A 26,961-nucleotide genomic window follows, 5' to 3' on the forward strand; every position below is an offset into this window, starting at 1 on the left:
GGTCCGACAATTACTACACGGTGGAAACGGGGGCCGCACACACCGGACGTGCGTGCGCAACGGACCTGGGGGGTCCGGCATCGAGGGCGAAGGAAGGCGTGCTGCGTCCCGTTTCGAAATGACTCATTTGGATTTCCAGATTGGGGCGTGCAATATATGTCGCGAATAACATATATCACCGTGGAAAATATTATTCGCCGAACCTTATCCGCCCTTATTCAGGACTTCAATAGGCTAAAGATGACATATTCCCGCTGCGCGTGAATTGCGGGCGTTGATCGGGAATTGGACTGGATGGTGCCCTGGGGGCGTGGGATTTTTGCCACATGACCGGGCCACCCGGCAGTGCGGATGGCCCGGGTACATCAGGACATCAACCCAGCTTGACGCTGGTGGCATCCGCGGTCAGGTAACCGACGGCGGAGCCGAACTTGTCCTTGTAGTTGGCACGCACGAGCGGATCGAGCGTGGTCTTCACGCCGGCGGGCATGGTGCTGATGAATTCACCCGCGTGCTGGAAGTTGCTCATGATGTAGGTCCAGCCGTTGAGTTCGTCCACGGCGTGCAGGCCCGTCGACTCGCCGCCAGACGGCACCGACATCAGGCGGCTCAGCTTCTTCGTATCGATGTTGTACGCCCACAGGAAGTTGTTGGCGTGCTGGCCGCTGTCTTCGCCGATGAACAGCGTGCGCAGCTTTTCCGAGAACTTCAGGTTGTCCGGGTTGCCGATCGTTTCCGGATCCGCCGTGTTGCCCAGCGCGTCAGCGGCGATGTCCTTGCCGGCGATCAGCGCCTTGGTGTGCACCGGCACCCATTCGCTGCTGATGGCAGCGCCGCTGGTGTCGGTCTGGCCACCGGTCAGGTTGTGCTGCATCACCACGCCGGCCTTCAGCGCGGCCGGCACGCTGATGTTGCTGGCGGCGTTCCAGCCCTTGGCGTTGTTCAGCACCATCGAGTCCTGAACGTTCTGCAGGGCGGAATAGGCGATCTTGTCCTTGATGTTGACCGTGGTGCCTTCCATCTTGGTGAAGCCCATGCTGCCGCCGGCCAGGTAGGCGTAGCGGTGGGTTTCCAGGAACGCGGCGACGTGCTCCTTGCCCGGCACGACCTTGACCCATTGGGCAATGCCGTTCGCGAAGATCTTGGTGTAGCTGGCGTCCACCGGGTCCGCCCACTTCACGTCCATGATGTCCTGCGGACGGTGCGACTTGGCCATGGCTTCCACTTCGGCGCTGGTGGCGTGGCCGAGCTTGATCCAGGTCAGCGCGGCGCCAGCGGCGGCCGGATCGACCGAGAAGCCCGAACCCACCTTCGCCACGTACAGCGTGCCGGCGGACAGGTCCTTCTCCTTGTCGGCGATGAACATGAACATGGCGCTGTTGGTGGCGTCATCGCCCATCAACACGGTGCGGTTGTCCGGCATCACCTGCACGAGTTCGTGCGAGATGCGGCCCAGGCAGTAGTGCTTCTTGATCGAGCCTGTGCCGTCCGCGTTCACCGTGACTTCCGGCAGGTGGCCGTACAGGTACGGGTTCAGCGGAATGCTCGCGTTGCCGTACAGGTTGGTGGAGTACTTGGCGTACTGCGCGATCAGGGCGGCGTCCGTGGTCCACGGGTCCGGCTCGTACTCTTCGCTGGAAAGGTGGGTGTTCCACGGCGACAGGCTCGCGCCGCAGGTAATCCACAGGCCGTTGGCGCTGGAGGTGTCGACGTTGTGGTACTTGACCAGCGACAGCTTGCCGGTGGTCGGGTTCTGGTCGAGCGTGAGGATGGCGATCGGCGACGGCAGGCAGCCGTAGGTGCTCACGCCGGCCTGGTCGGCCGTGTTGTATTCGAACTGGACCACGGCGAACACGGTGTTGCCGGTCACGCCGGCCACCTTGGCGCCATCGATCTTCAGCAGCGACGTGCCGTCCGGCGAGTCGGAGAAGAACTGGCGTTCCTTGCCGGCCACCGAGACGTCCGTGATCGGCTGGTTATTGATGTTGACGTAGCCGCCGGCCAGGATCTTGCCGCCGTTGCCGTCAGGCACCTGGTCGCCGGTGATGAAGAACGGCTGGTAGGCCAGCTTGTAGGTCTGGCTGGTGCCGTCGCTCATGGTCACCTTGAGCGACGAGCCCACCGTGGTGGTGGACATCGCGGCCGGATCGGCCAGCGTCGGCGCGGCCATGCCCGTGAATTCGGCGGAGGCGAACGTCGCGGGGGTGGCGCCCGGCGTGGCGGGCGTGTTCGGCGTACCCGGCGTGGCAGCGTCGCTGTCGCCGCCGCAACCGGCCAGCAGGGAAATGGAACCCATGCCCAGCGGCAGCATCGGCGCGCCGGCGAGGAGTTTCAGGGCCTTGCGGCGCGATGCGTTGAGTTTGTCCAGCATTTTCTCGTCCTTTTTTGTGTGGTCGGCAACCCGATGGCAAGGCTCGCCATGTCGCCGAGTGGGAACGACCTCTAATCGTTCAGGCCGGACGCCATGCTATGAACGGAGTGTGACAAGGTGTTGAAAGCGCAATAACCATCACTTAATTGCGCACCCGGGGCGTCGCAAAAGTGCAAAAAAGGTGGGCGATCATGGTCGCCCCAAATGTCTCTCAACCTGGAGCGCCGGGTATGCATTGATGTACAGACATGATGTAACGAAACCGTCATTTGTGATCGCTAGTATCTGCCCCGGCAAGTCGCCGCCGGGACAACAGAAGCCCGGCGGTCTCCCTGACAACTGGAGGTCTCTACTCATGTCGTACATCACCGATAAGTTCCGCGCACCGCGCCGCGAAGCCCAGGGCTCGGTCACCGTGCCTGGCCAGACGCTGGAGGAAATCGTTGCCGCCAACCCCGAGCGCCGCAAGGTGCTGCGTGGCGGGCTGGGCCTGTCGCTGCTGTCGGCATTCGGCAGCGGCAGCCTGCTGGCGGCCTGTGGTGGCGATGATGATCCCGCTCCGGCTCCCGCGCCGGCGCCGGCTCCTGGACCCGGCGCGGCCCCAACGCCGACCCCGGTGCAGCCGCTGGACTACAGCATCAACTTCACGCCGGTGGCCGACAAGGTGACCGCCGACACCGTGACGCTGCCGACCAACTACTCGTATACCGTGCTGTTCTCGGCGGGCGACCCGGTGGAAGCGGGCTCGGTGGGCTACACGGGCGCGTTCCAGTCGTCGGCCGAAACCGAGCGCCAGGCCGGCGGTAACCACGACGGCATGCACTACTTCGAGATCCCGGGCACGGACCCGCAGAAGGGCGGCCTGCTCGTGATGAATCACGAAGCCATGGATAGCGCCATCCTGTTCCCGGGCTCGTACAACGCCGGCACCGCCACGCCCGAGCAGAAGCGCCTGGCGCTGTCGTCCGTTGGCGTGTCCGTGATCGAGGTCGAATTCGTCGCCAACGCCTGGCAGGTCAAGAAGAATTCGACGTACAACAAGCGCTACACCGGCAACTCGCTGTATCGCGTCTCCGGCCCGGCCGCCAGCGTGGTGGGCGGTACCGTGGTCGGTACGCTGAACAACTGCTCCAGCGGCCACACGCCGTGGGGCACCTACCTGACCTGCGAAGAAACCACCGATAACTACCTGGACCCGACGCAAGCCGAGGAAGGCTACGGCTGGGTGGTGGAGATCGATCCGCTGCAGCAGATCTCGGGCATGCCGGTCAAGCGCACCGCCATGGGCCGCTTCGACCATGAGAACACCGCGTTCATGACCGATTCGAGCAATCGCGTGGCGTTCTACATGGGCGACGATGGCACGCCGGGCTGCATCTACAAGTTCATCCCGAGCGCCGCTTTCGACGCGACCAATCGCCTGAACAACGCCAGCCTGCTCGACAACGGCACGCTGTACGTGGCCAAGTTCAATGCCGACGGGTCGGGCGACTGGATCGAACTGACCCAGGGCAAGAATGGCCTCGTGGCGGGTGCCTCGGACCCCGGCAATTTCACGCAGTCGGTCGTGCCGCCGGCGCCGGTGGCAATCGACTTCAATACACAGGCCGACGTGCTGATCAACACCAAGGCCGCCGCGCGCGTGGCCGGCGGCACGCTGATGGACCGCCCGGAGTGGATCACGGTGGGCCTGGACCGGACGATCTACTGCACGCTGACCAACAACGGTGGCCGCCAGGTGACCGACGCGGCCAACCCGCGCGTGACCAACTCGCACGGCCACATCGTCCGCTGGAAGGAAACCGGCGATTCGCCGCTGGCGGTCAAGTTCACGTGGGAAATCCTGCTGCTGGCCGGCGACCCGTCCATCGCGGCGGCGAACCTGAAGGGCAACATGGTGGGCGACACGTTCTCGAGCCCGGACGGCATCCGCGTGGACCCGAAGGGCCGCCTGTGGGTGCAGACCGATGCGGGCACGGGGACCAGCGTGACCAACATCTTCGGCGCCAATTCGATGCACTACGTGGATCAGCTCACGCGCGAGGTGAAGCGCTTCCTGGTCGGCCCGCACGGCTGTGAAATCACCGGTCTCGCGTACACGCCGGATCTGACGACGTTCTTCGTGAACATCCAGCATCCGAACGACAAATGGCCGAGCGCCAGCCTCCCGGCACGCTCGTCCACGGTCGTCATCCGGCACAACGAAGGCAAGCCGATCGGCGCCTGATACAGGCGCACGGGCGGCATAGTGGGTGCCGCCCGATCGGCACATTGACACGCCGCGGTCCGCAGGGATCGCGGCGTTTTTTTAGGTTCGGCACGCTTAGAACTTGTGGCGAACCCCCACACGCGCCACCACCTGTCGCGTCGTGGACGACTGGCTTCCCGTTGCGCCGTCATAGACATCGGCCCGGGCACCACCTGCGGATTGCTGATAGATGCCCATCAGATAGACGTCGGTGCGCTTCGAGAAGTAGTAGTCCAGCAGTGCGTTGAGCTGATGGTACTTAGGGCTCCCGCCCGTGGCGTCGACCTTGGCCCGTGTAAAGGTGTATCCGAGCGTCGTCTGCAGGACTGGCGTGAAATAGTATCGACCCCAGATTTCGTAGTTGTCGAACTTCACGGTATTGCCGGTGACGCCGTTGGCATCGTCAAAGCTGACATGCGAGAAGTCCATGCCGATAAGGCCGGCCTGGCCGAACGAATAGGTGCCGCCGGCCGCGTACGTTTCCATGTTCGAGGGATTGCCGACATAGCCGAACGGCCCACGACCCGATACGCCAGGATTCGTCGTGCTGGGGGCCCAGTTGCCATCGGGAAACTGGGTCGCCGGGTTGCGTGCGTAGAAGTATGCGGCGCCAAGATAGACGGGGCCGCTGCCATAGCTGGCGCCCGCGCCGACCGTGCTGTTGCCGCGATAGTTGCCCGCCTGCTCGCCGAATGCGTAGAGTGCCTCGAAGGTAAGCCCGCCCAGCGGCGCGGTGACGTACTTGACGGCGTTACTGACGCGGAAACCGTTGTTGCTGTTGTCGATGTCACCCGCATGGGAGAAGAAGGCGCCGCTCGAGCCGTTCATCACAGCCGGCTGCACCAGGTCGGCTACGGGATCGTACTGGCGGCCGACAGTGACGGTACCGTATTTGCTGTCGGATAGCCCGACATACGCCTGCCGGCCGAAGATCAGGCCACCTTGTCCAAGCTTGCCGGTATCGACATTGAAGCCGCTTTCGAGTTGAAAGATCGCCCTGACGCCCTGGCCGAGATCTTCCGCGCCCTTTATCCCCCAGCGACTCCCCTGGGCCACGCCGCTCTGTACCTGCCAGAACTGGTGCCCGCCTGCATTGTTGGTAAAGGTGATGCCTGCGTCGATAATGCCATACAACGTCATGGCATTTTGCGCCGACACGGGGCTCGCCGCTGCACTCATTAATCCCAGTGCGATAAGCGACTTCTTCATATTATGGTCCTCCGAGATACTAGTGGAAAGGTATGCGCGCAAGCATCCGGGAGAGATGTACCATTATGGAGTGCTGTTCCATAATGGTGCAGGTGTTGTGGGCGGATGCACCGGATTTGAGCTTCTCTTTTCTCTCGAGCCTTGTCCGGAGAACGGTTATCCAGAAAATCTCGATGCCGTCTTGTGCGTGGCCGGATTTTTCACGTCCCCATATTCGCAGTCCACTCATTTACCTTCTTGATACAGAAGCGGAGCTTATAGGTGTATATCAGGGAAATTGAGGCATTTCGGGCGGTCATCACGTCGGGATCGACCGGCAAAGCGGCCCGGTTGCTTGGGGTGTCCCAGCCGGCCGTGAGCCAGGCCATCCGCAAGCTTGAGGAGTTGGCCGAATTGCGTCTGTTCGACCGGATTGGCGGCCGCCTGCAGCCGACCCAGGAAGCGCACGCGCTGATGACGGAGGTGGACAAGTTTTTCGTCGGCTACGAGGCTATCGAACACCGCATCCGAAGCCTGAGAATGTTCGGCGTCGGGCGGCTATCGGTGGCCTCGTACCCAGCCTTCGGCGTTTCCTTCGTGAGCCGGGCAATCGCCGCCTTCGCGCCGCAAAAGCGAGATGTGCGAATGTCTCTGCAGGTCGGCAGTTCGAAGGAGGTCTTCCAGCTCGTCTCCGCTGGCCTGGTTGATTTCGGGCTCATGAATGATGAGGTGGCGACCCAGAGTGTCGAACATTCGGTGTTTTCGACGTTTTCCGGCGTGGTTGCCATGTCGCCTGAACACCCGCTGCGCGCGCGGCGGGTGATTCAACTGGGCGACCTCGCTTCGGACGCCTTCATCGACATGAACCCGGAGGATCTGGGTAGGACTCGCCTCGAGAGCGCGCTGGTCGAACATGGCGTGACGCTCCGCCGTGTCATCGAGACGCCGCTCTCGGCGACTGCCTGTGAGTTGGCACTGGCGGGAGTTGGCCTGGCGCTGGTCAATCCGATTGCGGCGCTGGACTATATGGCGCGCGGACTTGTGGTCCGCCGCCTGGCAGTGGCGATCGATGCGCGCACGCTGCTCATCATGCGACCGGGGCGGCCGGTTTCCACGAACGGGCAGGAGTTCCTGAGGTACCTGCGCCTGCAACTTCAGTCTGAGACCGACAAAATCAACAGATATCTGGATGCCTAATCCCACCCCGGGCCGGAAAGCTTATCCAATACCCTGATGGGGATTCCACTGATTGCGATATTCCAGATAGCGAATATCTGGATTTTCCCGGGCGCAAGGCAAGGTGATATGGCTCATTGGCCAATAAGCCAGGCTTCTCGATTGAAAAGTCCCGCAGGTGGATGGATTTGAAATCGTGGTGAAAAATGCTGGCACATATTCACTGGCATTGAAAAATGAGCACGCCACCGGCCGACTACCGTAACCAACCTTTTGAGAGTCTTTCTCCTGGTGTATTCAGGGCGTCCACGATCGTATTCGATTCGTATGAAGATTTCGTTGCGCGAAAATCACGCCAGCCAGATGGATTCAGCTACGGGGTGACTGGTACCCCGACCCACCGCGAGCTGGAGGGCAGGATCGCGGCGCTGGAAGGCGCCAGCCACTGCGTCGTTGTTCCGTCTGGGCAGGCCGCGCTGGTCAGCGCGATCATGCCATTCGTCAAAAGCGGCGACCACATCCTGATTTCCGACGCGTGCTATGGCGGCCTGAAGGCCTTCGCGGGCGACTGGCTGGCCCGGCTCGGTGTGGATGTCGATGTCTATCCGGCCGACATCGGCAGCGACATCGCTTCCTACATCCTGCCGTCGACACGGATGATCTGCCTCGAGTCTCCGGGGACGGTGTCGATGGAAATGCCCGATGTACCGAAAATTGCCGCCGAGGCCCGGCGGCGCGGCATCCTCACCATGATGGACAACACCTGGGCGAGTCCGCTTGGGTTCCAGCCGCTCCTGCATGGTGTGGACATGAGTATCGAGGCCGCCACGAAGTTCTTCGGCGGGCATTCCGACCTGCTGATGGGTGCGATCAGCACGAACGACTTCACGCTGTACGAAAAACTGCGCGAGGCGCAAGCCACCCTGGGCCTTGCCGTGAGTGCGGACGACTGCTTTTTGGTGTTGCGCGGTCTGGAGACGTTCCCCTTGCGCTTCGCCGAGCAGGGCAGGCGCGCACTGGAGGTGGCGCAATGGATGCGGCACCACCCAGTTGTCGATCGCGTGCTGTTCGCTGCCTTGCCAGACGACCCCGGGCATACGATCTGGAAGCGGGACTTCACGGCTGCCGGGTGCCTATTCTCATTCGTGCTCAAACCTGCCCCGGAACAGGCGGTCGCAGCGTTCTTCAACGCGCTCAAGGTGTTTTCGATCGGTGCAAGCTGGGGCGGGACGCATAGTCTGATCGCGTTCTACCCGGCAGGGATCCAGAAGGCTCGCAGATTCCCACCCACCGACCAGCCGATCTTCCGCGTGTCCATTGGTCTTGAGGACACGCAGCGACTCATCGCCGACCTTGAGCACGGCTTCGAACAGTATGCTGGCCATCGGCCGGTCTGATTTCTCCCCCCCCCCCACACACACTCACAGCAACAGGATAAAAAATGAAACGTTGGCCTCTGACAATGCGACTCAGGCAGGCACTCTTGGTGGGTGTGATGATGGGCCTATGGCCGGCCGCTCACGCTACCGATCTCCTTCCGAAGATCAAGGCAGACAACGTGCTGCGTGTGGCCAACACCCAAAGCAGCCCGCCGTGGAGCATGCTCGACGAGAAGAACCAGCCTGCCGGCTACGACGTCGAGATCGCCAAGGAAGTGGCACGGCGCATGGGTGTACAGAAGGTCGTGTTCATCGCCGACTCGGGAAAGAACTTCATCGAAGGCCTGAAGGCGGGTAAGTACGACGTGGTCATGAACGACCTGACCCCGACGGTCGAGCGCAGCAAGCAAGTGGACTTCGGCACGCCGTACGGTGCGGAGGACTTCCGGATCTTTGTGCGTGCCGACACTACGACCATCAAGGGACGTGGCGATCTCGGCGCGAAACGCGTCGGCGTGACAACGGGCTCCAGCAACGAATCCTGGGCACGCAAGCATCTCACGTCTTCCGAACTGCGCTCCTACGACAACGGCGGACTGCTGTTCAGCGATCTCGCCAACGGGCGCATCGATGCGGTGATCGTGTCGCATTTTGGCGGGCTGCGATACGCGACGGTCAACAAGCTTCCCCTGAAGGAGGTCGGCGAACCGCTGACCTACCAGCTCTCGGCGCCTGCGCTCGCGAAGAACCAGCCAGCCCTGGCGGCGGCGATCAACAAGGCAATTGGCGAGATGCTGGCGGATGGCACGGTCGACCGGCTGGCGAAGCGGTGGGTAAGTCATGACTATGACATGCGTGGTGCCATTGCCAGGGCAAACGAAGACAAGGAGTAAGTGATGGGCGAGCTATTCCTCCGTTCGCTGCCACTGCTCAAGGACGCCGTCCTGATGACGCTGTTCCTGGGGCTCGGCGCGTTCACGCTCGGGTCGATCCTCGGCCTGCTGCTGGCCCTCGCCCGGCTCTCCCGCTTCGTTGCACTGCGGGCATTGGCCTTCGCTTACGTGTCGGTTTTCCGGGGCACGCCGCTGCTCGTACAGATCCTGCTGCTCTATTTCGGATTGCCGCACTACGGTGTGACGCTCGACCCGATTCCCGCTGCACTGCTTGCACTCACGCTGTTTGCCGCGGCCTATCTGAGCGAGAACTTCCGGGCGGGTATCGGCGCGGTGGACAAGGGCCAATGGGAAGCCGCGATGTCGCTCGGCATGGGGTACTGGAAGGCCATGTCGCGCGTGATCCTGCCGCAGGGTCTTCGCATTGCCATTCCGCCCGTGGGCAGCCGCATGATCGCCCTGATCAAGGATACCTCGCTGGCGTCGACGATCACGGTGGTGGAGTTGACCCGGGTCGCCGAGCAGGTCGGCGCGACCACCTTCCGGTACATGGAAATGTTCCTGATGGTCGGGCTTATCTATTGGGTAGTGAACCAGATCCTGACGATCCTGCAGACAGTGCTGGAAAGCAGGGCGTCGAAGCGTTATCTATGAACAATACGGAAGCAACAATCTGCGTACGTGGCCTGACCAAATCATTCGGTGGAACGCCGGTACTCCTTGGCGTCGACTTCAGCGTCGCCAAGGGCGAGGTCGTCGTGATCATGGGACCCTCCGGGTCTGGCAAGACCACGCTGTTGCGCTCGCTGAACTTTCTCGAGCAGCCCGACGCCGGATCCATACGGGTCTGCGGCACGGAAGTCGAGTGCTTTCCGAATCGGGAGCTCTCGCGCGAGAACAGGAAGCGGATCGCCGCGATCCGCCAGCGATCCGCGATGGTGTTTCAGTCGTTCAACCTCTTCCCGCATCGCACGGTTATCGAGAACGTGATCGAAGGCCCGGTGAGTGTCAAGAAGGTCGACCGCAAGGTGGCCATGACACGGGGAATGGCGCTGCTGGAGCGTGTAGGGTTGAGTGCCAAGGCCAATGAGTATCCGTCACGCCTGTCCGGTGGCCAGAAGCAGCGCGTGGCCATTGCACGCGGCCTGGCCATGGATCCCGATGTGATCCTGTTCGATGAGCCAACGTCCGCACTCGACCCCGTGCTCCGCGAGGATGTGCTCGTAGTCATGCGCGAACTGGCGCGGGAAGGCATGACGATGCTGGTGGTGACACACGAGGTGCGTTTCGCTCAGGACGTGGCTGACCGCGTCGTATTCATGGAAGGTGGCGTGGTAGTGGAAGATGCGCCTCCGCAGCAGTTCTTCCGCGGCAACGACAATCCTGGCGTGCAACGGTTTCTGAATCTCATTGCGAGTTGAGCCTGCGCTGGCCGCGACACGCGGGAGGAGATCGACCCGCCAGGCGCCGCCAGCTCAGGGCTTTCTCCCCTTGACCGCCCCTGCCTTCACCTTCCACCCCGAAAACACCACATCCAGACACTCCAAAGACGTACACGCATCCCGCTGCTTGCGGAACGCCGCCACATCCGCGTCCGTAATCTTCTGCTCCCGCAGCAACCGCTGCTGGTCCGCGAAGATCCGGCGGTAGCCCATGGATAGCAGCGCGTGGTCGCAGATCAGGCGGTGGGCGGGGAGGGCGGTGGCGGCCAGGGCGGGGTCGCAGTCGAGGTCGATGCCTTCGGCGTGGGCGGCGAGGGTGCCGGTGGCGAGGCTCAGGAAAATGGTCAGCCGGATCAGCGATCTACGGAAAATTCGATGCATATGACGATGGCGGCGCGTGCGTGCGCCGGCGCGCTGCGGGTTCCAAAGCGGCGATCGTAGCACCGCTGCGGGGGATGACCGCGGGCATCGGGGCGACGGTCTTAGGGGAACTACTACCCCGTCTGACCAGTCAATTGTTGCGTTCGGTTACAATGCTGTACCGCAGCAACGCCGGTACTGGTGCGTGTTCTGCAAGAACCCCAGCGCCGTCCCGGTGCGTGCCCCCAATCGCCCCAACGCCCATCGCGCCCCCGTTTTGAGACGTTTCATCCTCTTCGTGCTGACTGCCCTGTGCTTGTCCGCGCTGTCCTTTACGGCAGCGGCGGGTGCGCTCGCGGGCACGCCGAAGGTGGAGGCGGCCATGCCGGACTATGACGCGATGCTGGCAACCGGTGACGACCTCGCCCAGATCGTCCTGCCCGGCGATGCCGCGCTGGAGGCCGAGGCGCTGTTCGACAACGCGCCGCCGCCCGGCTACTGCAATATCTGGTCGGCCGATCTGCTCGACCCGCTGGACCTGCTCGATGAAATCGAGGAATCCAGCGCGCTGTTCGATCTCCCCGACATGAAACTGGCCCAGTCGATCGACGACGTGGCGCCCATCCTGCCGGGACGCTCCGCGTCCCAACCGGACGGCCTGTTCCGGCCGCCCAATCTCCTCGCCTGATCTCCCGGGCCACCCCGCGCGCTGTCTCTGACACGGTCGCCTCTGTCTTCATGGCATTGAGCGACTACTCTTAACCAGCCGTCCGTCGTCCCGTCCATTGCCCCTGAGCGCCCCCAAGCGTCCGTGATCCGAGCCGTCACGGCGTGATGCCATGCAGGTCCTCTCGCGCCCGCCGCAGCCGAGGACGCGCCTGGCCATCGTGGCGGCGTCGGGCAGTTGTATCGCTCGATTGATTCCGACATGACTATCAATAAAACGCTGACCTGGGTCGCGTCGCTATCGCTGGTAGCGGCGCCGGCAATGGCCGCGCAGCCTGTGCCCGGTGGCTCCGCCGCCGCGCCCAAGGTGGCGCAGTCCGCCACCACCAAGCCTGCCGCGCCGTCCGGCCCCGTGACGCTGCCGCGCGCCGCCTCACCGGCCACGATGGCCGCTGCCGACAGCTTCGACCTGCCTTACCTGCTCTCGCTGGCCCAGTCCACCAACAAGGGCGTGGAGGCCGCGCAGGCCAATGTCGATGCCGCGTCCGCGGCCATCAGCACCGCGCGGGCCTATCCGAATCCTCAGGTCGAAGTGATGTACGGTCGACTTCACGGCAAGGAGGCCGGTGTCGCCAGCGGCAACGCGCCGTCCTACGCCTTCGTCCAGAAGTTCGACTATCCGCAGCAGCGCAGCCTGCGCCAGGAGATGGCCGGACGCGGGTTCGAAGCCTCGCAGGCCGTGCGCCAGGGGTTCCGCAGCGACCTCTCCGCGCGCGTGAAGACCTCGTACTACCAGGTGCTGCGCCGCGAGACCGAGCTGGCCGCCGCGCAGGAAGACCTGTCCCTGATGCGCCAGATCCATTCCCGCGCCAAGGTGCGTGTGGACGTGGGCGAAGCGCCGCGCTACGAGCTGATCAAGGCCGAGACCGAACTGCTGGCCGCCCAGAAGACGCTCCAGACCACCGAGCTGCGCGTCGAGCAGGCCAAGACCGCGCTGCGCCAGCAGGTGGGCGGGGCGCTGCCGTCGAACTTCCGCCTGACCGGCACCCTGGGCAACGCGCCGGATGTGCCGAACCTGCCCGTGCTGCGCGACACCATGCAGGCCGGCAACGCGGAACTGGCCCAGCGCCGCATGGAGCTGGAGCGCGCCCGGCTGGGTGTGGACTACCAGCGCTCGCTGCGCTGGCCGGAAGTGGCCGTGCGTGCCAGCACGGATCGCCAGCCCGACAACAACGTGTCGCAGATCGGCCTGGTCATGACGATTCCGCTGTGGGACCGCCGCAGCGGCCCGGTGGGCGAGGCGGCGGCGCAGGCCACCCAGGCCCGCACCGCGCTGGAGGCGCGCGAGTTCGAGCTGAACCAGGAGCTGGAAACCGCCTACCGCCAGTACGAGATCACCCAGGCGCAGGTCACGGCGCTGGAGTCCGGCATCGTGCGCGAGGCCGAGTCCGCGCTGGGCGTGGCCGAGGCCGCCTACCGCTTCGGCGAGCGGGGCATTCTCGACTACCTGGACGCGCAGCGCGTGCTGCGCAACGCCCGCAGCGAACTGATTTCCGCGCAGTACGAACTCCAGGTTGCCGCCATCCAGATTGAAAAGCTTATGTCGACCGCCCCCGGCACCGCTGCCGGTGTCGCACCCGGTGCGCCCGGTGCACCCGCTGCGCCGTCGATGTCCGACTCCCCGAATCCGCCGACTCCGAACTGATCATGCGCCCCCATCATCCCTATCGTCCACGTGGCCTGCTTTCCCTGATCGCCGCCGCGGTCATGCTGATGGCCGTGGCCGGCTGCTCCGATAAACCCGAGCCGACCGCCGAGGCGCCCAAGTTGCCGCCCGGCATCGTCAAGCCCGAAGAGAACCTCCAGAAAACGCTGAAGGTGGCGCCCGTCGCCACGTCCCCGTTCAGCGAGATGCTGCGCGTGTCCGGCCGCATCGATTTCGACGAACAGCGCGTGTCCCGCATCGGCGCCAGCGTGACCGGCCGGGTGACCGACCTGTACGGCATCCTCGGCCAGGAGGTCAAGGCCGGCCAGGTGCTCGCCCGCCTGCACAGCAGCGAGCTGGGCGCCGCCCAGATGGCCTTCCTGAAGGCCGAGGCGCAGAGCACGCTGCAGGCCCGCAATGCCGAGCGCGCGCGCCAGCTGTTTGCCGCCGACGTGATCGGCCGCGCCGAACTGCAACGCCGCGAGAGCGAATACGCCATCGCCGCCGCCGAGATGCGCGCCTACCGCGACCAGCTGCGCGTGCTCGGCATGTCCGCGGCGTCGATTGCCACGCTGGCCAAGAGCGGCAGCATCGACTCGTACTCGCCGGTCTACTCCAGCATCCAGGGCACCGTGGTGGAGCGCAACGTGGCCCAGGGCCAGGTGGTGCAGCCCGCCGACGCGCTCTACACCGTGGCCGACCTCTCGCACGTCTGGGTAGTCGCCGAGGTGCCCGAGCAGCAGGCCGCCCAGGTGGCCGAGGGCCAGAGTGTCGATATCGATGTGCCGTCGGTGGCCAATGGCGCCGGCCGCATCACGGGCAAGCTGATCTACGTCGGCCGCACCGTGAACCCGCAGTCGCGCACGGTGCTGGTGCGCACGGAACTCGAGAACAAGGAAGGGCGCCTGAAGCCCGCCATGCTGGCCAGCATGCTGATTGCAGGCAAGCCGGTGGACCAGCTCGTGGTGCCGGAGTCCGCCGTGGTGCGCGATGGCAACGACGAGCAGGTCTACGTGGAGACCTCCCCGGGCCAGTACCGCATCACCAAGGTCAAGCTCGGCGCCGAGAGCGACGGCATGCGCGTGGTGCAGGGCGGCATCAAGCCGGGCGACCGCGTGGTCGTGGAGGGCGCGTTCCATCTGGACAATGAACGCAAGCGCCTGGAACAGGGGTAAGCGGCCATGATGACATCCCTAGTTGAAGCCGCTATCAAACAGCGGCTGGTGGTGTGCGTGATTGCCGTGGTGTTGTTCTTCTTCGGCCTGCGCGCTGCCAGCAAGCTGTCGGTCGATGCGTTCCCGGACGTGACCAACGTCCAGGTGCAGATCGCCACCGAAGCCACCGGGCGCTCGCCAGAGGAGGTGGAGCGCTTTGTCACGGTGCCCATCGAAATGTCGATGACCGGCCTGCCCGGCCTCGAGGAAATGCGCTCGCTGAACAAGGCGGGCCTGTCGCTGATCACGCTGGTGTTCACGGAGAAGACCGACGTCTACTTCGCGCGCCAGTTGGTGATGGAGCGGCTGATCGAGGTGGGCGGGCGCATGCCGGCGGACGTGACGCCGGTGCTCGGCCCCGTTTCCACGGGCCTGGGCGAGGTCTACCAGTACACGCTGGATCGCGCCGACGATGGCAACCGCGAACTGACGCAGGAGGAGCTGGCCGAGCGCCGCATCGCCCAGGACTGGGTGGTGCGGCCGCTGCTGCGCTCGATCCCCGGCGTGGCGGAAATCAACTCGCAGGGCGGCTACGTGCGGCAGTACCAGGCACTGGTCAACCCGGAGCGGATGCGCCACTACGGGGTCAACATCCAGCAGGTCTACCAGGCGCTGGCGCGCAACAACGCCAACTCGGGCGGCGGCGTGCTGCCGCACTATGCCGAGCAGTACCTGATTCGCGGCGTGGGCCTGGCCAAGGGCGTGGACGACATCGGCAGCATCGTGCTGAAGGAGGTCAACGGCACGCCGGTCTACCTGCGCGACGTGGCGCAGGTGACCATCGGCCACGAGGTGCGACAGGGCGCGCTGGTCAAGAACGGCCAGACCGAGGCCGTGGGCGGCATCGTGATGATGATGCGCGGCGGCAACGCCAAGGAAGTGGTCAGCCGCGTGAAGGCCCGCGTGGCCGAGATCAACGACCGCGGCATGCTGCCCGGCAAGCTGCAGATCGTGCCGTACTACGACCGCAGCGAACTGGTGGACGCCGCGCTCTGGACCGTAACCAAGGTGCTGCTCGAAGGCGTGGTGCTGGTGGTGATCGTGCTGTTCCTGTTCCTTGGGGACGTGCGCTCGTCGGTGATTGTGCTGGCCACGCTGGTGCTCACGCCACTGATGACGTTCATCGTCATGAACAAGGTGGGGCTGTCGGCCAACCTGATGTCGCTCGGGGGGCTGGCCATCGCCATCGGCCTGATGGTGGATGGCTCCGTGGTGGTGGTGGAGAACGCGTTCGAGCGGCTGGGCCACGCCGAGAAATCGGGGCTGACCCGCACCGAGATCCTCGTCAAGGCGGTGCAGGAGGTGGCCACGCCGGTGATCGTGGGGGTAGGCATCATCATCCTGGTGTTCCTGCCGCTGATGACGCTGTCCGGCATGGAAGGCAAGATGTTCGCGCCGCTGGCTTTCACGATCTCGATTGCGCTGGCGATCTCGCTGTTCCTGTCGCTGACGCTGTCGCCGGTGCTGTCCGCCTACCTGCTCAAGGGCGGCGCCGAGCATGACACCAAGCTCATCGCGTTCATGAAGCGCAACTACCTGCGCATGCTGCACTGGGCGCTGCAGAACAGCAAGACCACCGTGCTGTCGGCGGTGGGGCTGTTCGTCGCGACGATCCTGATCGTGCCGCTGCTGGGTACCTCGTTCATCCCCGAGATGAAGGAGGGCTCCATCGTGCCCGCCATCGACCGTGTGCCGAACATCTCGCTGGAGGAGTCGATCAAGCTCGAGAAGATGGCCAACAAGCTGGTGCTGGAGGTGCCGGGCGTGAAGTCCGTGGTGTCCGGCGTGGGTCGGGGCGAGAGCCCGGCGGACCCGCAGGGCCAGAACGAGTCCACCCCCATCGCCAGCCTGAAGCCGCGCGACGAGTGGCCGGACGGCTGGACCCAGGACGACATCGCCAACGCCATTCGCGAGAAGCTCAAGGCCATTCCAGGCGTGCAGGTCGTGATGGCGCAGCCGATCTCGGACCGCGTGGACGAGATGGTCAGCGGCGTGCGTTCCGACGTGGCGGTGAAGATCTTCGGCGACGACCTCGACAAGCTGCGCGAGCTGGCCGGCGAGATCGCGCGCGTGGCGGGCGGCATCCAGGGCTCGCAGGACGTGCGGATCGAGCGGATCTCGGGCCAGCAATACCTGTCGATCGAGATCGACCGGCAGGCGATTGCGCGCTACGGGCTGAACGTGTCGGACATCCACGACATCATCGAGATTGCCATCGGCGGCAAGCGCGCCACGGACATCTTCGAGGGCGAGCGCCGCTTCGCGGCGGCGGTGCGCCTGCCCGAGGACTTCCGTGACAACGTGCAGGCCATTCGCCAGCTATTGGTGCCGGCGCCGGGCGGCGTGCAGGTGCCGCTGGAGTCCGTGGCCAAGATCGAGGTCAGCGACGGCCCGGCGCAGATCAGCCGCGAAATGGCCAAGCGCCGCGTGGTGGTGATGATCAACGTGAAGGACCGCGACCTGGGCGGCTTCGTGGCCGAACTCCAGAGCGCGGCCGAGAGCAAGGTCAAGCTGCCCGAGGGCTACTACTTCGAGTGGGGCGGCCAGTTCCAGAACATGGAGCGCGCCATGGGCCACCTGAAGATCATCGTGCCGATCACCATCGCCGCGATTTTCTTCCTGCTGTTCCTGCTGTTCAACTCGCTGCGCTTTGCCACGCTGATCATCACGGTGCTGCCGTTCGCGTCAATCGGCGGGATCATCGGGCTGTTCGTGACGGGCGAGTACCTGTCCGTGCCGGCGTCCGTGGGCTTTATCGCGCTGTGGGGCATGGCGGTGCTGAACGGGGTGGTGCTGGTGTCGTACATCCGCACGCTGCGCGAGTCGGGCATGTCGCTGCGCAACGCGGTGGTGCGCGGCGCTACGCAGCGTTTCCGCCCGGTGATGATGACCGCGACGATCGCCATGCTGGGCCTGGTGCCGTTCCTGTTCTCGACCGGACCGGGCTCCGAGGTGCAGCGTCCGCTGGCCGTGGTGGTGATTGGCGGCCTGATCACCTCCACGCTGCTGACGCTGGTGATGGTGCCGGTGCTGTACCGCTGGTTCGACGACAGCAAGCCGGAGCCGCGCGACATGTCGGTGTAGGCGCGGTATGACGTTGGCCCTGACGTTGACCCCTGACGTCGCAGTACAATGACGGCCGGCCGGCACGCCACGCGTGTCGGCCGTTTTTCGTTTTTCGGAGGGATTCCATGACGTTGCCGGTTTCACGGCAGGGGCGCCGCATGCTGGTGGCGCTGGCTGCTGCCACGCTCTCGACCTTCGCCTTCGCTACCGAGGCGCCCGTCAATATCGAACTGGGCCAGCGCGGCGGACGCCCCGAGGCACCCGAGGCACCCGTGGCCTGCATGGAGGCCGTCAAGGCCAGGCTGCCGAACCCCGACCGCTTCCGCTGGGTGCGCGGCACCACGCGGCGCGTGGCGGAGGACTTCTACAGCGTGGTCGGCAACGTCGAGTTCGTGAACCAGGCCGGCGAGACGCGCAAGGGCGACGCCCAGTGTGATGTCATGCGCGCGCCCGGCAACCAGTTCATCGTGCCGAAGGTACGGCTGCCCCAGTAAATACAAGGGTTTGCGAGCCGCCAAGATGACAATGCTGTCATCTTGGCGGCTTTTTCATTGGCGCGTCTTTACACGTACGGGACCATCTCCTAAGCTCTTGTGTACGCTGTACACAAATAGGCAGCGACATCATCGACTGAATCAAACCGATCAACAGGAGACCGTTGCAATGCAGACCGAAACGACCAACGAACACCGCTGGCTGCAGAAGCTGGTGGGCAAATGGATGGCCGAAGGCGAGGCGGTGATGGGGCCGGACACCCCGCCGCAGAAGTGGAAGATTCCCGAACAGGTGGGCGCCGTGGGCGACCTCTGGGTGCAGGGCCGCTCCGAGGGCGAGATGCCCGGCTGCGGGCAGGCCGTCACGGTGATGACGCTGGGCTATGACCCCACGCGCAAGCATTTCGTGGGCACCTTCATCGGGTCGATGATGACCCATATGTGGATCTACGAGGGTGACCTCGAGGCCGATGGCCGCACGCTGACGCTGCGCGCCGATGGCCCGACCTTCACGCCGGAAGGCAAGCTGGTGCCGGGCAAGACCTCGAAATTCCGCGACGTGATCGCCTTCCAGGACGATGACAACCGCACGCTGACCTCATTCATGCAGGGCGATGACGGCGAATGGATGCAGATCATGCAGGCGCGGTATCGGCGGGAGAAGTAGGGCGCGGGGAGGGGCGTCGAAGCCGGACGCCTCAGACCCGGTCCAGTTCGTCGCTGTTCCACCAGGCGTCCAGCAGGGGCTGGAAGCGGTTGTCGGGCGCGGGCGGTATGCGCGTGCTCTTGCGCGCGGGCGGCAGTTCGCGCCCCGTCAGCTGGTAGTAGACGGCAGCCGGCAGGGTGCCCGGGCCGTAGGGCACATGGTCGATCACGCTCATCTGCCGCGCGGCCTTCAGCGCCCGGGTGGTCTCCTCCGGGGACAAGCCGCTGGCGTCAGCCAGCGCGTCGCGGCGCAGCGGACCCTCGCGCTGCAAACCGGCGATCAGAAGATGCACACATTGACGTGTATTCCGTTTCATAGGGGCGCATTTTTCCGCACCTGCCCCGCGCTGCACAATCCGGATTGACATTTGTTTGCAATCCGCCACGTCGTTTCGTGGCAGTTGCCCCACTGTAGTGGGAGATGTGGGGCCTTTTGGGCCACTTTTGGTCCAACGAGGCGGCGCGCGTTCCACTTCGGCCATGCCCCTCTTGCGCCAGCGTCGATACTGTATAAACATACAGTAATCGTCAATCTTCCGATTGCGCACGCCCGCCGCGTGTGCCGAATTCATCACCATGACTGCGCCCCCGCACATCCTGCCTGCCGAGGAGGATGGTGCGTCTCCACTGCCTTCGCCTCCCGATCCCGTGCCCGATCACCGGGCCTCGGTGGCCGAACTCGAGCATCGCTACCCCGGGCTGTGGCGCGCCGGGCAACTGGGCCATGCCGGCCGGCTGCCCGTGTGCCCGAGCGGCTATGACGCGCTGGCGCAGGAGTTGCCCGGCGGGGGCTGGCCCGCTGGCGCGGTCACCGAACTGCTGCTCGCCCACGATGGCGTGGGCGAACTGCGGTTGCTGATGCCGGCGTTGCGCACGCTGGCCGCGGCGGGGCGGCGCCTGGCGTTCGTCAATCCGCCTTATCTGCCGAATGCCGCTGGGCTGGCGGGGCTGGCCGGCCTGCCTGCGCGACAGCTCTACTGGGTGCGGCCGCCGGCGGCCACCCCGCCGGCCTCGCGCCGCACGGACATGCTCTGGGCGGCCGAGCAGATGCTGCGCAGCCAGGCGTTCGGCGCCGTGCTGGTGTGGCTCGGCGCCGCGCGGCCCGAGGCGCTGCGCCGGCTTCAGGTGCTGGCCCAGGCCGGCGATACCGTGGTCTGGGTGCTGCGGCCCCTGCGCGTGCTCCAGGAGTCGTCGCCGGCCGTGCTGCGGCTGGCGCTGTCGCCGTTGCCCGGCAACATGCTGTCGATTGCCTTCCACAAGCGCCGTGGCCCCGTGCGGGACGCGCCGCTGCAACTGTCGCTGGGCGGCATGGCGCACGTGCCCGCACGCGTCGCCACGCCCGTCACTCCCACCGCTCCTGTCACTCCCACCGCGCCTTCCGTGGTGCCCCCTCATCATGCTGCCGACGTTCTGGATCGCGGTGCATCTGCCGCGCCTGCCGCTGGACGCGCTGCAACCGAGCTGGCCTGAGGCCGCCGGTGCGCCGTCCGTCCCCGCCTCCGGCACGCTGCAACAGGCGCTGCCCGTGGCGGTGATGGCGCACGAGCGCGTGGTGCTGGCCAACGGCCCGGCCGTGGCCCTCGGCGTGGCGTTCGGCATGCGGCGCGGCGGCGTGCAGGCGCTGTCGGCGGAGGTCGTGCAACTGGAGCGCAGCCTCCCGGCCGAAGAGGCGTTGATGACCGACGTGGCGCTGACGCTGCTCCACTTCACGCCGGCCGTGACGATCGACCCGGATGCCGAATCAGCCACCGTGATGCTCGACGTCACCGCCAGCCTGCGCCTGTTCGGCGGGCACCGCGCGCTGTGCCGTGCCATCCGCGCGCGGGTGCGGCAGCTCGGCACGTTCGCGCAACTGGGCTGCGGCACCACGGCGCAGGGCGCGGCCTGGCTCGCCCGGCAGCCGCTGCGCCGGACGCGGCGCGGGATCGTGCGGCCCGCGCGCCGCGCCATCCAGCCTGCCCGCATGACGCGCCTGCTCGATGCCCTGCCCGTGGCGTGCCTGCAGACGCTGGCCGATCCGGGCTGGCTCGAGGGCGTGGGCTGCCGCACGCTGGGGCAGGTGAGGCAGTTGCCGCGCGCGGGGCTGTCGCGCCGCATCGGCACGGCACTGCTGGCGCGGCTCGATCAGGCTTACGATCAGGCGCCGGCCGGCTTTGCATGGTTCGAGGCGCCGCCCGCCTTCGCGCAGCGGATGGAGCTGCCGGGGCGCATCGAAGCGGCCGACGGGGTGCTGGCCGGCGCGCAGCGGCTGCTGCTGGCGCTGTCCGGCTGGCTGGCGGCGCAGCAGGCCGGCGTTACGCGCTGCGTGCTGGTGCTGGAGCACGAGCGCTACCGGCTGGGCGAGGACATGGACAGCACGCTGGTGCCGCTGGGCCTGGCGCAGCCCAGCCGGGACCCGGTGCATCTTTCCAGGCTGCTGCGCGAGAAGCTCGACAAGGTGCGCTTCCACGCGCCCGTGGGCGGCCTGGCGCTGCGCGTGGAGGCGATGGAGACCTGCTTGCCGCAGAGCGATTCGTTGTTCCCGGAGCCCGGCGCGGCGCCGGCCGAACTGGGCCGGCTGATCGATACGCTGATGGCCCGCCTCGGCCGCGACAACGTGCTGCAGCCTCGCCCGCTGGCCGACCATCGCCCCGAATGCGCCAACCAGTGGGGCCCTGTGGACGAGCCGCCGCCCCGCGCGCCCGCCACCGGCACGCTGCCGCCCGAACGGCCGCTGTGGCTGCTGGAGGCGCCCCGGCCGCTGCGCGTGCAGCGGCACCGGCCCGTCTACGAAGGCCCGCTGGTCATGCTCACCCGCCCCGAGCGCATCGAAGCCGGCTGGTGGGATGGCGGACTGGCCACGCGCGACTATTTCATCGCCGAACGGGCGGACGGGCTGCGCTGCTGGGTCTATCGCGAGCGCCCCGGCCATCCCACCCGCAGCGGGCAGGAAGAGGGCGGCGAATACCGCTGGTTCCTGCACGGGCTGTTCGCCTGATTTCGCCTGAATATTCCTGACGTTTTCCCCATGCTGTCGTCGCTTCCTGGCCTCTCCTCGCTGCTGCCCTCGCTGCCCGATTACGCGGAGCTGCACTGTGTGTCGAACTTCACGTTCCTCACCGGCGCCTCGCATCCGCAGGAACTGATCGCGCGCGCATTCCAGCTCGGCTACAGCGGGCTGGCGCTGACCGACGAGTGCTCGGTGGCGGGCACGGCGCGCGCGCATCACGCCATCAAGGTGCTGCGCGAGGAGATGTGGGAGGCCGTGGCGCGCAGCGCCCGCCGGCTGGCGGCGGGGCAGGCGGACGGCGAGTTCGATGATGCCGAGCTGGTCCATGCCTTCACACCCGATGGAATGGAGGGGATGGACGATGTGGACGACATGGAGGAGGGCGACCCCGACGCCTTGCCGCTCATCGGCGACCACCCGGACGACCACCCGGACGACCACCCGGGCGACCACCCGGACGACGACCCCGATGCCGCCGCGCACCGCCACCGCGTGCTGGAGGCGCGCGCCGCCGCCGCCGATGCGTTCAACGTGATCCTCGGCAGCCGCTTCACGCTGACGGCCTCCCCCGTGCAGCCCCCCGAGCCCTATGCCATGCCCATGCCGCCCCCGCGCCTGCTGCTGCTGGCGCAGAACCGCGAGGGCTTCGGCAATCTCTGCGAGTTCATCACGCTGGGCCGCACGCGCGCGGAGAAGGGCAGCTATCTGCTGTATCCGTCCGACCTCGCCAGCCCCGAGCCGGATCAGGCGCACCTGCGCGGCATGCCCGATTGCCTCGCCATCCTGCTGCCCGACTACTGCGCCGATCCCGATGTGCTGCGCGCGCAGGCGCTGTGGTGCCGGGAGACGTTCGGCACGCGCGTGTGGATCGCGCTGGAACTGCTGCAGGGCCATGCCGAGGCGCTGCATCGCACCCGGCTCCAGGCCGTGTCGGCGGAAACCGGCGTGCCGCTGGTGGCGGCGGGCGCCGTGACCATGCACGTGCGCTCACGCAAGCCGCTGGCCGACGTGCTGACCGCCATCCGGCTCGGCCAGCCGCTGCCCGCCTGCGGCATGGCGCTGGCGCCCAATGCCGAGGCGCACCTGCGCATGCGGCAGGTGGTGTCGCGGCTCTATCCGCGCGAGGCGCTGGCGCAGACGCTGAAAATTGCCGATCAGTGCCGGTTCTCGCTGGACACGCTGCGCTACGAATACCCCGAGGAACTGGTGCCCGACGGCGAGACGCCGATCAGCTACCTGCGCAAGGAGGTGGAGCGGGGCAGCCGCGAGCGCTTTCCGCACGGCATGGAGCCCGAGTGGGAGGCGCAGCTTGAGGGCGAACTCGAACTGATCGAGGAAAAGCACTACGAGCCGTTCTTCCTGACCGTGCACGACATCGTGCGCTTCGCGCGCCAGCGCGGCATCCTGTGCCAGGGCCGGGGCTCGGCCGCCAACTCGCTGGTCTGCTACTGCCTGCATATCACCGAGGTGAGCCCGGAGCAGGCCAACCTGCTGTTCGGCCGATTCCTCTCGCGCGAGCGCGACGAGCCGCCCGATATCGACGTCGATTTCGAGCACCAGCGGCGCGAGGAGGTGATCCAGTACATCTACGAGAAGTACGGCCGGCATCGGGCCGCGCTGGCGGCGTCGCTGATCACCTATCGCTCCCGTAGCGCGCTGCGGGACGTGGGGCGCGCGCTCGGCATCGACCCGAGCGTGGTGGAGCAGGTGGTCAAGGGCCAGGCGTGGTGGGATGGCGGCACGGCGTTCCTGGAGCGCATTACGCGCTATGGCCTGGACCCCGACTCCCCGGCCGTGCGGCAATGGGCGAGCCTGACCGAGCAGCTGCGCGGCTTTCCGCGCCATCTGTCGCAGCACGTGGGCGGCTTCGTGATCGCGCGGCACAAGCTGTCGCGGCTGGTGCCGATCGAGAACGCGGCCATGGCCGACCGCAGCGTGATCCAGTGGGACAAGGACGACCTCGAATCGCTGGGGCTGCTCAAGGTGGATGTGCTCGCGCTCGGCATGCTCACCGCCATCCGGCGCGCGCTGGCGATGATCCCGAATCCCGAGCCCGAGCGGGCCGGGCTGCCGTGCCGCATGGAAGACCTGCCCGAGACCGACGACGCCACCTACGACATGATCTGCAAGGCGGATACCGTGGGTGTGTTCCAGATCGAGTCGCGCGCGCAGCAGTCGATGCTGCCGCGCCTGCAGCCGCGCAAATATTACGATCTCGTGGTGGAGGTGGCCATCGTGAGGCCGGGACCGATCCAGGGCGGCATGGTGCACCCCTACCTCAAGCGGCGCGAGGCGCTGCGCCGCACCGGCAAGCTGCCGACCTACTTCAACGACGTGATCCGCCGCGTGCTGGGCCGCACGCTGGGCGTGCCGATCTTCCAGGAGCAGGTGATGCAGCTCGCCATCGACGCGGCCGGTTTCACGCCGGGGCAGGCAGACCAGCTGCGCCGCTCGATGGCGGCGTGGCGGCGGCGCGGCGATCTCAAGAAGCACCAGGATGCGCTGGTGCGCGCGCTGACCACGCGCGGCTATCCCGAGTCCTTCGCGCTGGCCATCTGCAAGCAGATCGAGGGGTTTGGCGAGTACGGCTTCCCGGAGAGCCACGCGGCGAGCTTCGCGAAGCTGGTCTACGTGAGCGCGTGGCTCAAGTGCCATCATCCCGATGCCTTCCTGTGCGGCCTGCTGAACAGCCACCCGATGGGCTTCTATTCGCCGTCGCAACTGGTGCAGGACGCGCGCCGGCATGACGTGGTGACGCAGCCCGTGGACGTGACCGTCAGCGGCTGGGAGAGCGCGCTGGAGGCCCGCCGCCCCGGCCAGCGCTACCGCGACGTGCGGCTGGGGCTGGGCCGCGTGCGCGGCATGCGCGAGGATGCCGCGCTGCGCATCGAGGCGGCGCGGGCCGAACGGCCGTTCGAGAGCGTGGAAGACCTGGCACGGCGCGCGGGGCTGGACAAGCACGACATCGACGTCCTGGCGGCGGCCGACGCGCTGGTGTCGCTGGCCGGCCACCGGCGCCAGGCGCGTTGGCTGGCGCGCGGCGCGGCGGTGCAGTCCGTGCACCGCGACCTGCTGCACGAGGCACCCCCGGCCGAAGCCGAGCTGCTGCTGCCCGAGCCGAAGATCGGCGAAGACGTGGCCGCCGACTACGCCAGCCTGGGGCTCTCCCTGAAATGCCACCCGCTGACCCTGCTGCGCCGCCGCCTGACGGCGCTCAAGTTCCTCACGGCGCAGCAGCTATCGCGGCTGGGCAACGGCCGCCGCGTGCGCGCGTGCGGCATCGTCACGGTGCGCCAGCGCCCCTCCACGGCCAACGGCACCATTTTTACCTCCATCGAGGACGAAACCGGGCCGATCAACGTGATCATCTGGCCCGACCTGGTGGAGCGGCAGCGCAAGGAGGTGCTCGGCGCCAAGCTGCTGGGCGTGATCGGCACCTGGCAAAGGCAAGGCGAGGTCAGGCACCTGGTGGCGCAGGAACTGGTCGACCTGAGCCCGCTGCTGGGCAAGCTGATGGCGGAGAGCCGGGATTTTCATTGAGGGATGGCCGGCGAGCATCGTATCCGTCGCCCGTAGCACCTACACTTAGGCAACCGCGCCGCGATCGGCCAGCACGATCTGCCCGGTTTTTCGGCTTTCCCCCACCTCAACGAGGAGATGCGTCATGGCAACATCGCCCAATCCGTTTACCGATTTCACCAAGTTGCTCGAACAGTACAAGCTGCCCGGCGTCGACATGACGGCGGTGATCGAAGCCCGGCGCAAGGATATCGACGCCATCACGGAGGCCAACAAGATTGCCTACGAAGGCATGCAGGCGCTGGTGCAAAAGCAGGCCGAGATCCTGAGCCAGAGCATGCAGGAGATTCAGGCCGCGGCCCAGAAGCTGACCGCAGGCGGCGATCCTGCCGCGGCCATGGCCCGGCAGGGCGAGTTCGTCCAGCAAGGCTTGCAGACGGCGTTCAACAACATGCGCGAACTGGCGGAAATGGCCCAGAAATCGCAAGCGGAAGCGCTGGCCGTGATGACCCAGCGCGCCGAGCAGAACATCGAAGAGGCCAAGCGGCTGATGAAAATGCCCGGGAAGTAAGCGACGGGTAACGACGATCCGGGCCCGGCCGGGGGTGCCCGCCCAGGCCCGCTCAGGCCCGCACCGGCAGCCGGGGCGTGAACCGCAGGTGCTGGATCTCGCCGCCCTTGCCCACCAGGATCGTGGCCTCGGGGATTTCCTCCCAGACGCCTTGCACGTCGATCAGGGGCTCGGACAGCACCAGAAAGGCGTCGTCGCCGGCGGCGATGATGCGCGGGTCTTCCGGATAGAGCGCCCGTAGCTGCCGGAACGAGGTGCTGTGGAACAGCGAGCGCGACGCGTTTTCGCTGGAATAGCGCACGGCCACGATCTGCTGGCCGTCCATGACGCAAACGGTCATGTTCAGCGGGTGCTCCACGTCGTGGCGATGCCCCACCTCCTCGATCAGGCCGGCCATCTGCTCCAGCGCGCCGCGCGGGTCGCGCTCCAGCCCGAACGTCAGCGCCAGGAAGAACATCACCTCGGAGTCGGTCGAACCCTCGATCCAGCGGAACAGATGCGGCGCCACCGCCATCATCAGGTCGCGCCGCACCAGCGGAAAGTCGCGGATCAGCCCGTTGTGGACGAACAGCCAGCGCCCGAAGCGGAACGGGTGACAGTTGGTTTCCTGGGTGGGCGTGCCGGTGGCCGCCCGGATATGAGCGACGAACAGCGGCGCCCGCACCGCCCGGGCGGCCTCGCGCAGGTTGGTGTCGCTCCACGCCGGGTGCAGGCCGCGATAGCGGAACGGCAACTCCGAATGCCGCCCGTACCAGCCCACGCCGAAGCCGTCGCCATTGGTCGTGGTGTGGCCCAGCCGGGAGTTCAGGCTCTGGTCGATCAGGGAGTGCTCGGGCTGGAACAACACAGCCTCGAGCGGGACGGAACGGCCGGAATAGGCCAGCCAGCGGCACATGGGGGCGTCTCCTGTGTGTGGGCTCTCCACTTCAGGATAGCAACTACGCGCGTGTTGTGACGGATGCGACCGATGGTAGT

At 66.2% G+C, this 26,961-nt stretch carries 21 protein-coding genes; 16 read left to right on the top strand and 5 right to left on the bottom strand.

Features of this window, described 5'->3' with window-relative positions:
- Positions 1-373 precede the first annotated feature (373 nt).
- Positions 374-2,371, bottom strand: a complete 1,998-nt coding sequence (locus tag BM115_RS13830; protein WP_092294704.1) for a PhoX family protein — start codon at positions 2,369-2,371, stop codon at positions 374-376.
- A 355-nt stretch (positions 2,372-2,726) separates the two neighbouring features.
- Here BM115_RS13830 and BM115_RS13835 point away from each other — a divergent pair, with 355 nt between their 5' ends.
- Complete coding sequence (locus tag BM115_RS13835) at positions 2,727-4,598, top strand: PhoX family protein (RefSeq protein ID WP_092294706.1); 1,872 nt, start codon at positions 2,727-2,729, stop codon at positions 4,596-4,598.
- 96 nt (positions 4,599-4,694) lie between these two features.
- On the opposite strand, the gene BM115_RS13840 is transcribed toward BM115_RS13835, so the two are convergent.
- On the bottom strand, positions 4,695-5,828 hold the full coding sequence (locus tag BM115_RS13840; RefSeq protein WP_092294708.1) for a porin: 1,134 nt from the start codon (positions 5,826-5,828) through the stop codon (positions 4,695-4,697).
- Between the two features lie 261 nt (positions 5,829-6,089).
- Between BM115_RS13840 and BM115_RS13845 the strand changes: the two genes are divergently transcribed.
- The 5 genes from BM115_RS13845 to BM115_RS13865 all read left to right on the top strand — a co-directional run bounded on the left by BM115_RS13845 (position 6,090) and on the right by BM115_RS13865 (position 10,676).
- Complete coding sequence (locus tag BM115_RS13845; protein WP_092294710.1) at positions 6,090-7,004, top strand: LysR substrate-binding domain-containing protein; 915 nt, start codon at positions 6,090-6,092, stop codon at positions 7,002-7,004.
- A 215-nt stretch (positions 7,005-7,219) separates the two neighbouring features.
- On the top strand, positions 7,220-8,380 hold the full coding sequence (gene metC / locus BM115_RS13850; RefSeq protein ID WP_092294712.1) for a cystathionine beta-lyase: 1,161 nt from the start codon (positions 7,220-7,222) through the stop codon (positions 8,378-8,380).
- 44 nt (positions 8,381-8,424) lie between these two features.
- Positions 8,425-9,255 (top strand): transporter substrate-binding domain-containing protein, encoded by an 831-nt coding sequence (locus tag BM115_RS13855; RefSeq protein ID WP_092294714.1) that lies wholly within the window; start codon positions 8,425-8,427, stop codon positions 9,253-9,255.
- A gap of 3 nt (positions 9,256-9,258) precedes the next feature.
- Positions 9,259-9,909 carry an amino acid ABC transporter permease gene (locus BM115_RS13860; RefSeq protein WP_092294716.1) on the top strand — a complete coding sequence of 217 codons (651 nt, stop codon included), beginning with the start codon at positions 9,259-9,261 and terminating at the stop codon, positions 9,907-9,909.
- A complete protein-coding gene (locus BM115_RS13865; protein ID WP_092294718.1) occupies positions 9,906-10,676 on the top strand; it encodes an amino acid ABC transporter ATP-binding protein in 771 nt (256 codons plus the stop codon). The genes BM115_RS13860 and BM115_RS13865 overlap by 4 nt, the downstream gene beginning before the upstream one ends.
- A gap of 54 nt (positions 10,677-10,730) precedes the next feature.
- Here the strand turns inward: BM115_RS13865 and BM115_RS13870 are convergent, their stop codons facing one another.
- Positions 10,731-11,078, bottom strand: coding sequence for a hypothetical protein (locus BM115_RS13870; protein ID WP_255370815.1), 348 nt, complete (start codon positions 11,076-11,078; stop codon positions 10,731-10,733).
- 256 nt (positions 11,079-11,334) lie between these two features.
- Between BM115_RS13870 and BM115_RS13875 the strand changes: the two genes are divergently transcribed.
- The 6 genes from BM115_RS13875 (at position 11,335) to BM115_RS13900 (ending at position 18,869) form a co-directional block, all read left to right on the top strand.
- Positions 11,335-11,745 carry an auxiliary protein of the heavy metal cation-transporting efflux system HmyCBA gene (locus BM115_RS13875; protein WP_092294720.1) on the top strand — a complete coding sequence of 137 codons (411 nt, stop codon included), beginning with the start codon at positions 11,335-11,337 and terminating at the stop codon, positions 11,743-11,745.
- 240 nt (positions 11,746-11,985) lie between these two features.
- Positions 11,986-13,428, top strand: a complete 1,443-nt coding sequence (locus BM115_RS13880; protein WP_092295093.1) for a TolC family protein — start codon at positions 11,986-11,988, stop codon at positions 13,426-13,428.
- A gap of 2 nt (positions 13,429-13,430) precedes the next feature.
- Positions 13,431-14,603, top strand: coding sequence for an efflux RND transporter periplasmic adaptor subunit (locus BM115_RS13885; RefSeq protein WP_092294722.1), 1,173 nt, complete (start codon positions 13,431-13,433; stop codon positions 14,601-14,603).
- Between the two features lie 6 nt (positions 14,604-14,609).
- A complete protein-coding gene (locus tag BM115_RS13890; RefSeq protein ID WP_092294724.1) occupies positions 14,610-17,726 on the top strand; it encodes an efflux RND transporter permease subunit in 3,117 nt (1,038 codons plus the stop codon).
- 107 nt (positions 17,727-17,833) lie between these two features.
- Complete coding sequence (locus tag BM115_RS13895) at positions 17,834-18,202, top strand: DUF2880 domain-containing protein (RefSeq protein ID WP_143093892.1); 369 nt, start codon at positions 17,834-17,836, stop codon at positions 18,200-18,202.
- Between the two features lie 169 nt (positions 18,203-18,371).
- Positions 18,372-18,869 carry a DUF1579 domain-containing protein gene (locus BM115_RS13900; protein WP_092294728.1) on the top strand — a complete coding sequence of 166 codons (498 nt, stop codon included), beginning with the start codon at positions 18,372-18,374 and terminating at the stop codon, positions 18,867-18,869.
- A 31-nt stretch (positions 18,870-18,900) separates the two neighbouring features.
- On the opposite strand, the gene BM115_RS13905 is transcribed toward BM115_RS13900, so the two are convergent.
- Positions 18,901-19,200 carry a hypothetical protein gene (locus BM115_RS13905; protein WP_255370816.1) on the bottom strand — a complete coding sequence of 100 codons (300 nt, stop codon included), beginning with the start codon at positions 19,198-19,200 and terminating at the stop codon, positions 18,901-18,903.
- Between the two features lie 283 nt (positions 19,201-19,483).
- On the opposite strand from BM115_RS13905, the gene imuA reads away from it, so the two are divergent.
- From imuA to BM115_RS13925, 4 genes are all read left to right on the top strand, one after another.
- Positions 19,484-20,377 carry a translesion DNA synthesis-associated protein ImuA gene (gene imuA, locus BM115_RS13910; protein ID WP_092295095.1) on the top strand — a complete coding sequence of 298 codons (894 nt, stop codon included), beginning with the start codon at positions 19,484-19,486 and terminating at the stop codon, positions 20,375-20,377.
- Positions 20,304-21,884: a Y-family DNA polymerase gene (locus tag BM115_RS13915; RefSeq protein WP_092294732.1), complete on the top strand. Its 1,581-nt coding sequence runs from the start codon at positions 20,304-20,306 to the stop codon at positions 21,882-21,884. Before imuA ends, BM115_RS13915 begins: the two co-directional genes overlap by 74 nt.
- 30 nt (positions 21,885-21,914) lie before the next feature.
- On the top strand, positions 21,915-25,436 hold the full coding sequence (locus tag BM115_RS13920; RefSeq protein ID WP_092294734.1) for an error-prone DNA polymerase: 3,522 nt from the start codon (positions 21,915-21,917) through the stop codon (positions 25,434-25,436).
- A gap of 124 nt (positions 25,437-25,560) precedes the next feature.
- Positions 25,561-25,986: a phasin family protein gene (locus BM115_RS13925; protein ID WP_092294736.1), complete on the top strand. Its 426-nt coding sequence runs from the start codon at positions 25,561-25,563 to the stop codon at positions 25,984-25,986.
- Between the two features lie 52 nt (positions 25,987-26,038).
- On the opposite strand, the gene BM115_RS13930 is transcribed toward BM115_RS13925, so the two are convergent.
- Positions 26,039-26,881 carry a class II glutamine amidotransferase gene (locus tag BM115_RS13930; protein WP_092294738.1) on the bottom strand — a complete coding sequence of 281 codons (843 nt, stop codon included), beginning with the start codon at positions 26,879-26,881 and terminating at the stop codon, positions 26,039-26,041.
- Positions 26,882-26,961 lie beyond the last annotated feature (80 nt).

Origin of the sequence: Cupriavidus sp. OV096 (assembly GCF_900115455.1) — a bacterium.
GTDB lineage: Bacteria > Pseudomonadota > Gammaproteobacteria > Burkholderiales > Burkholderiaceae > Cupriavidus.

What these genes read in the sequence shown, in the direction of transcription:
- imuA (WP_092295095.1), top strand. Translation starts at nt 19,484, where the DNA reads ATGACTGCGCCCCCGCACATCCTGCCTGCCGAGGAGGATGGTGCGTCT.
- BM115_RS13830 (WP_092294704.1), bottom strand. Translation starts at nt 2,371, where the DNA reads ATGCTGGACAAACTCAACGCATCGCGCCGCAAGGCCCTGAAACTCCTC.
- BM115_RS13880 (WP_092295093.1), top strand. Translation starts at nt 11,986, where the DNA reads ATGACTATCAATAAAACGCTGACCTGGGTCGCGTCGCTATCGCTGGTA.
- BM115_RS13930 (WP_092294738.1), bottom strand. Translation starts at nt 26,881, where the DNA reads ATGTGCCGCTGGCTGGCCTATTCCGGCCGTTCCGTCCCGCTCGAGGCT.
- BM115_RS13900 (WP_092294728.1), top strand. Translation starts at nt 18,372, where the DNA reads ATGCAGACCGAAACGACCAACGAACACCGCTGGCTGCAGAAGCTGGTG.
- BM115_RS13835 (WP_092294706.1), top strand. Translation starts at nt 2,727, where the DNA reads ATGTCGTACATCACCGATAAGTTCCGCGCACCGCGCCGCGAAGCCCAG.
- BM115_RS13920 (WP_092294734.1), top strand. Translation starts at nt 21,915, where the DNA reads ATGCTGTCGTCGCTTCCTGGCCTCTCCTCGCTGCTGCCCTCGCTGCCC.
- BM115_RS13915 (WP_092294732.1), top strand. Translation starts at nt 20,304, where the DNA reads ATGCTGCCGACGTTCTGGATCGCGGTGCATCTGCCGCGCCTGCCGCTG.
- BM115_RS13860 (WP_092294716.1), top strand. Translation starts at nt 9,259, where the DNA reads ATGGGCGAGCTATTCCTCCGTTCGCTGCCACTGCTCAAGGACGCCGTC.
- BM115_RS13840 (WP_092294708.1), bottom strand. Translation starts at nt 5,828, where the DNA reads ATGAAGAAGTCGCTTATCGCACTGGGATTAATGAGTGCAGCGGCGAGC.
- BM115_RS13870 (WP_255370815.1), bottom strand. Translation starts at nt 11,078, where the DNA reads ATGCATCGAATTTTCCGTAGATCGCTGATCCGGCTGACCATTTTCCTG.
- BM115_RS13895 (WP_143093892.1), top strand. Translation starts at nt 17,834, where the DNA reads ATGACGTTGCCGGTTTCACGGCAGGGGCGCCGCATGCTGGTGGCGCTG.
- metC (WP_092294712.1), top strand. Translation starts at nt 7,220, where the DNA reads ATGAGCACGCCACCGGCCGACTACCGTAACCAACCTTTTGAGAGTCTT.
- BM115_RS13885 (WP_092294722.1), top strand. Translation starts at nt 13,431, where the DNA reads ATGCGCCCCCATCATCCCTATCGTCCACGTGGCCTGCTTTCCCTGATC.
- BM115_RS13855 (WP_092294714.1), top strand. Translation starts at nt 8,425, where the DNA reads ATGAAACGTTGGCCTCTGACAATGCGACTCAGGCAGGCACTCTTGGTG.
- BM115_RS13925 (WP_092294736.1), top strand. Translation starts at nt 25,561, where the DNA reads ATGGCAACATCGCCCAATCCGTTTACCGATTTCACCAAGTTGCTCGAA.
- BM115_RS13865 (WP_092294718.1), top strand. Translation starts at nt 9,906, where the DNA reads ATGAACAATACGGAAGCAACAATCTGCGTACGTGGCCTGACCAAATCA.
- BM115_RS13890 (WP_092294724.1), top strand. Translation starts at nt 14,610, where the DNA reads ATGATGACATCCCTAGTTGAAGCCGCTATCAAACAGCGGCTGGTGGTG.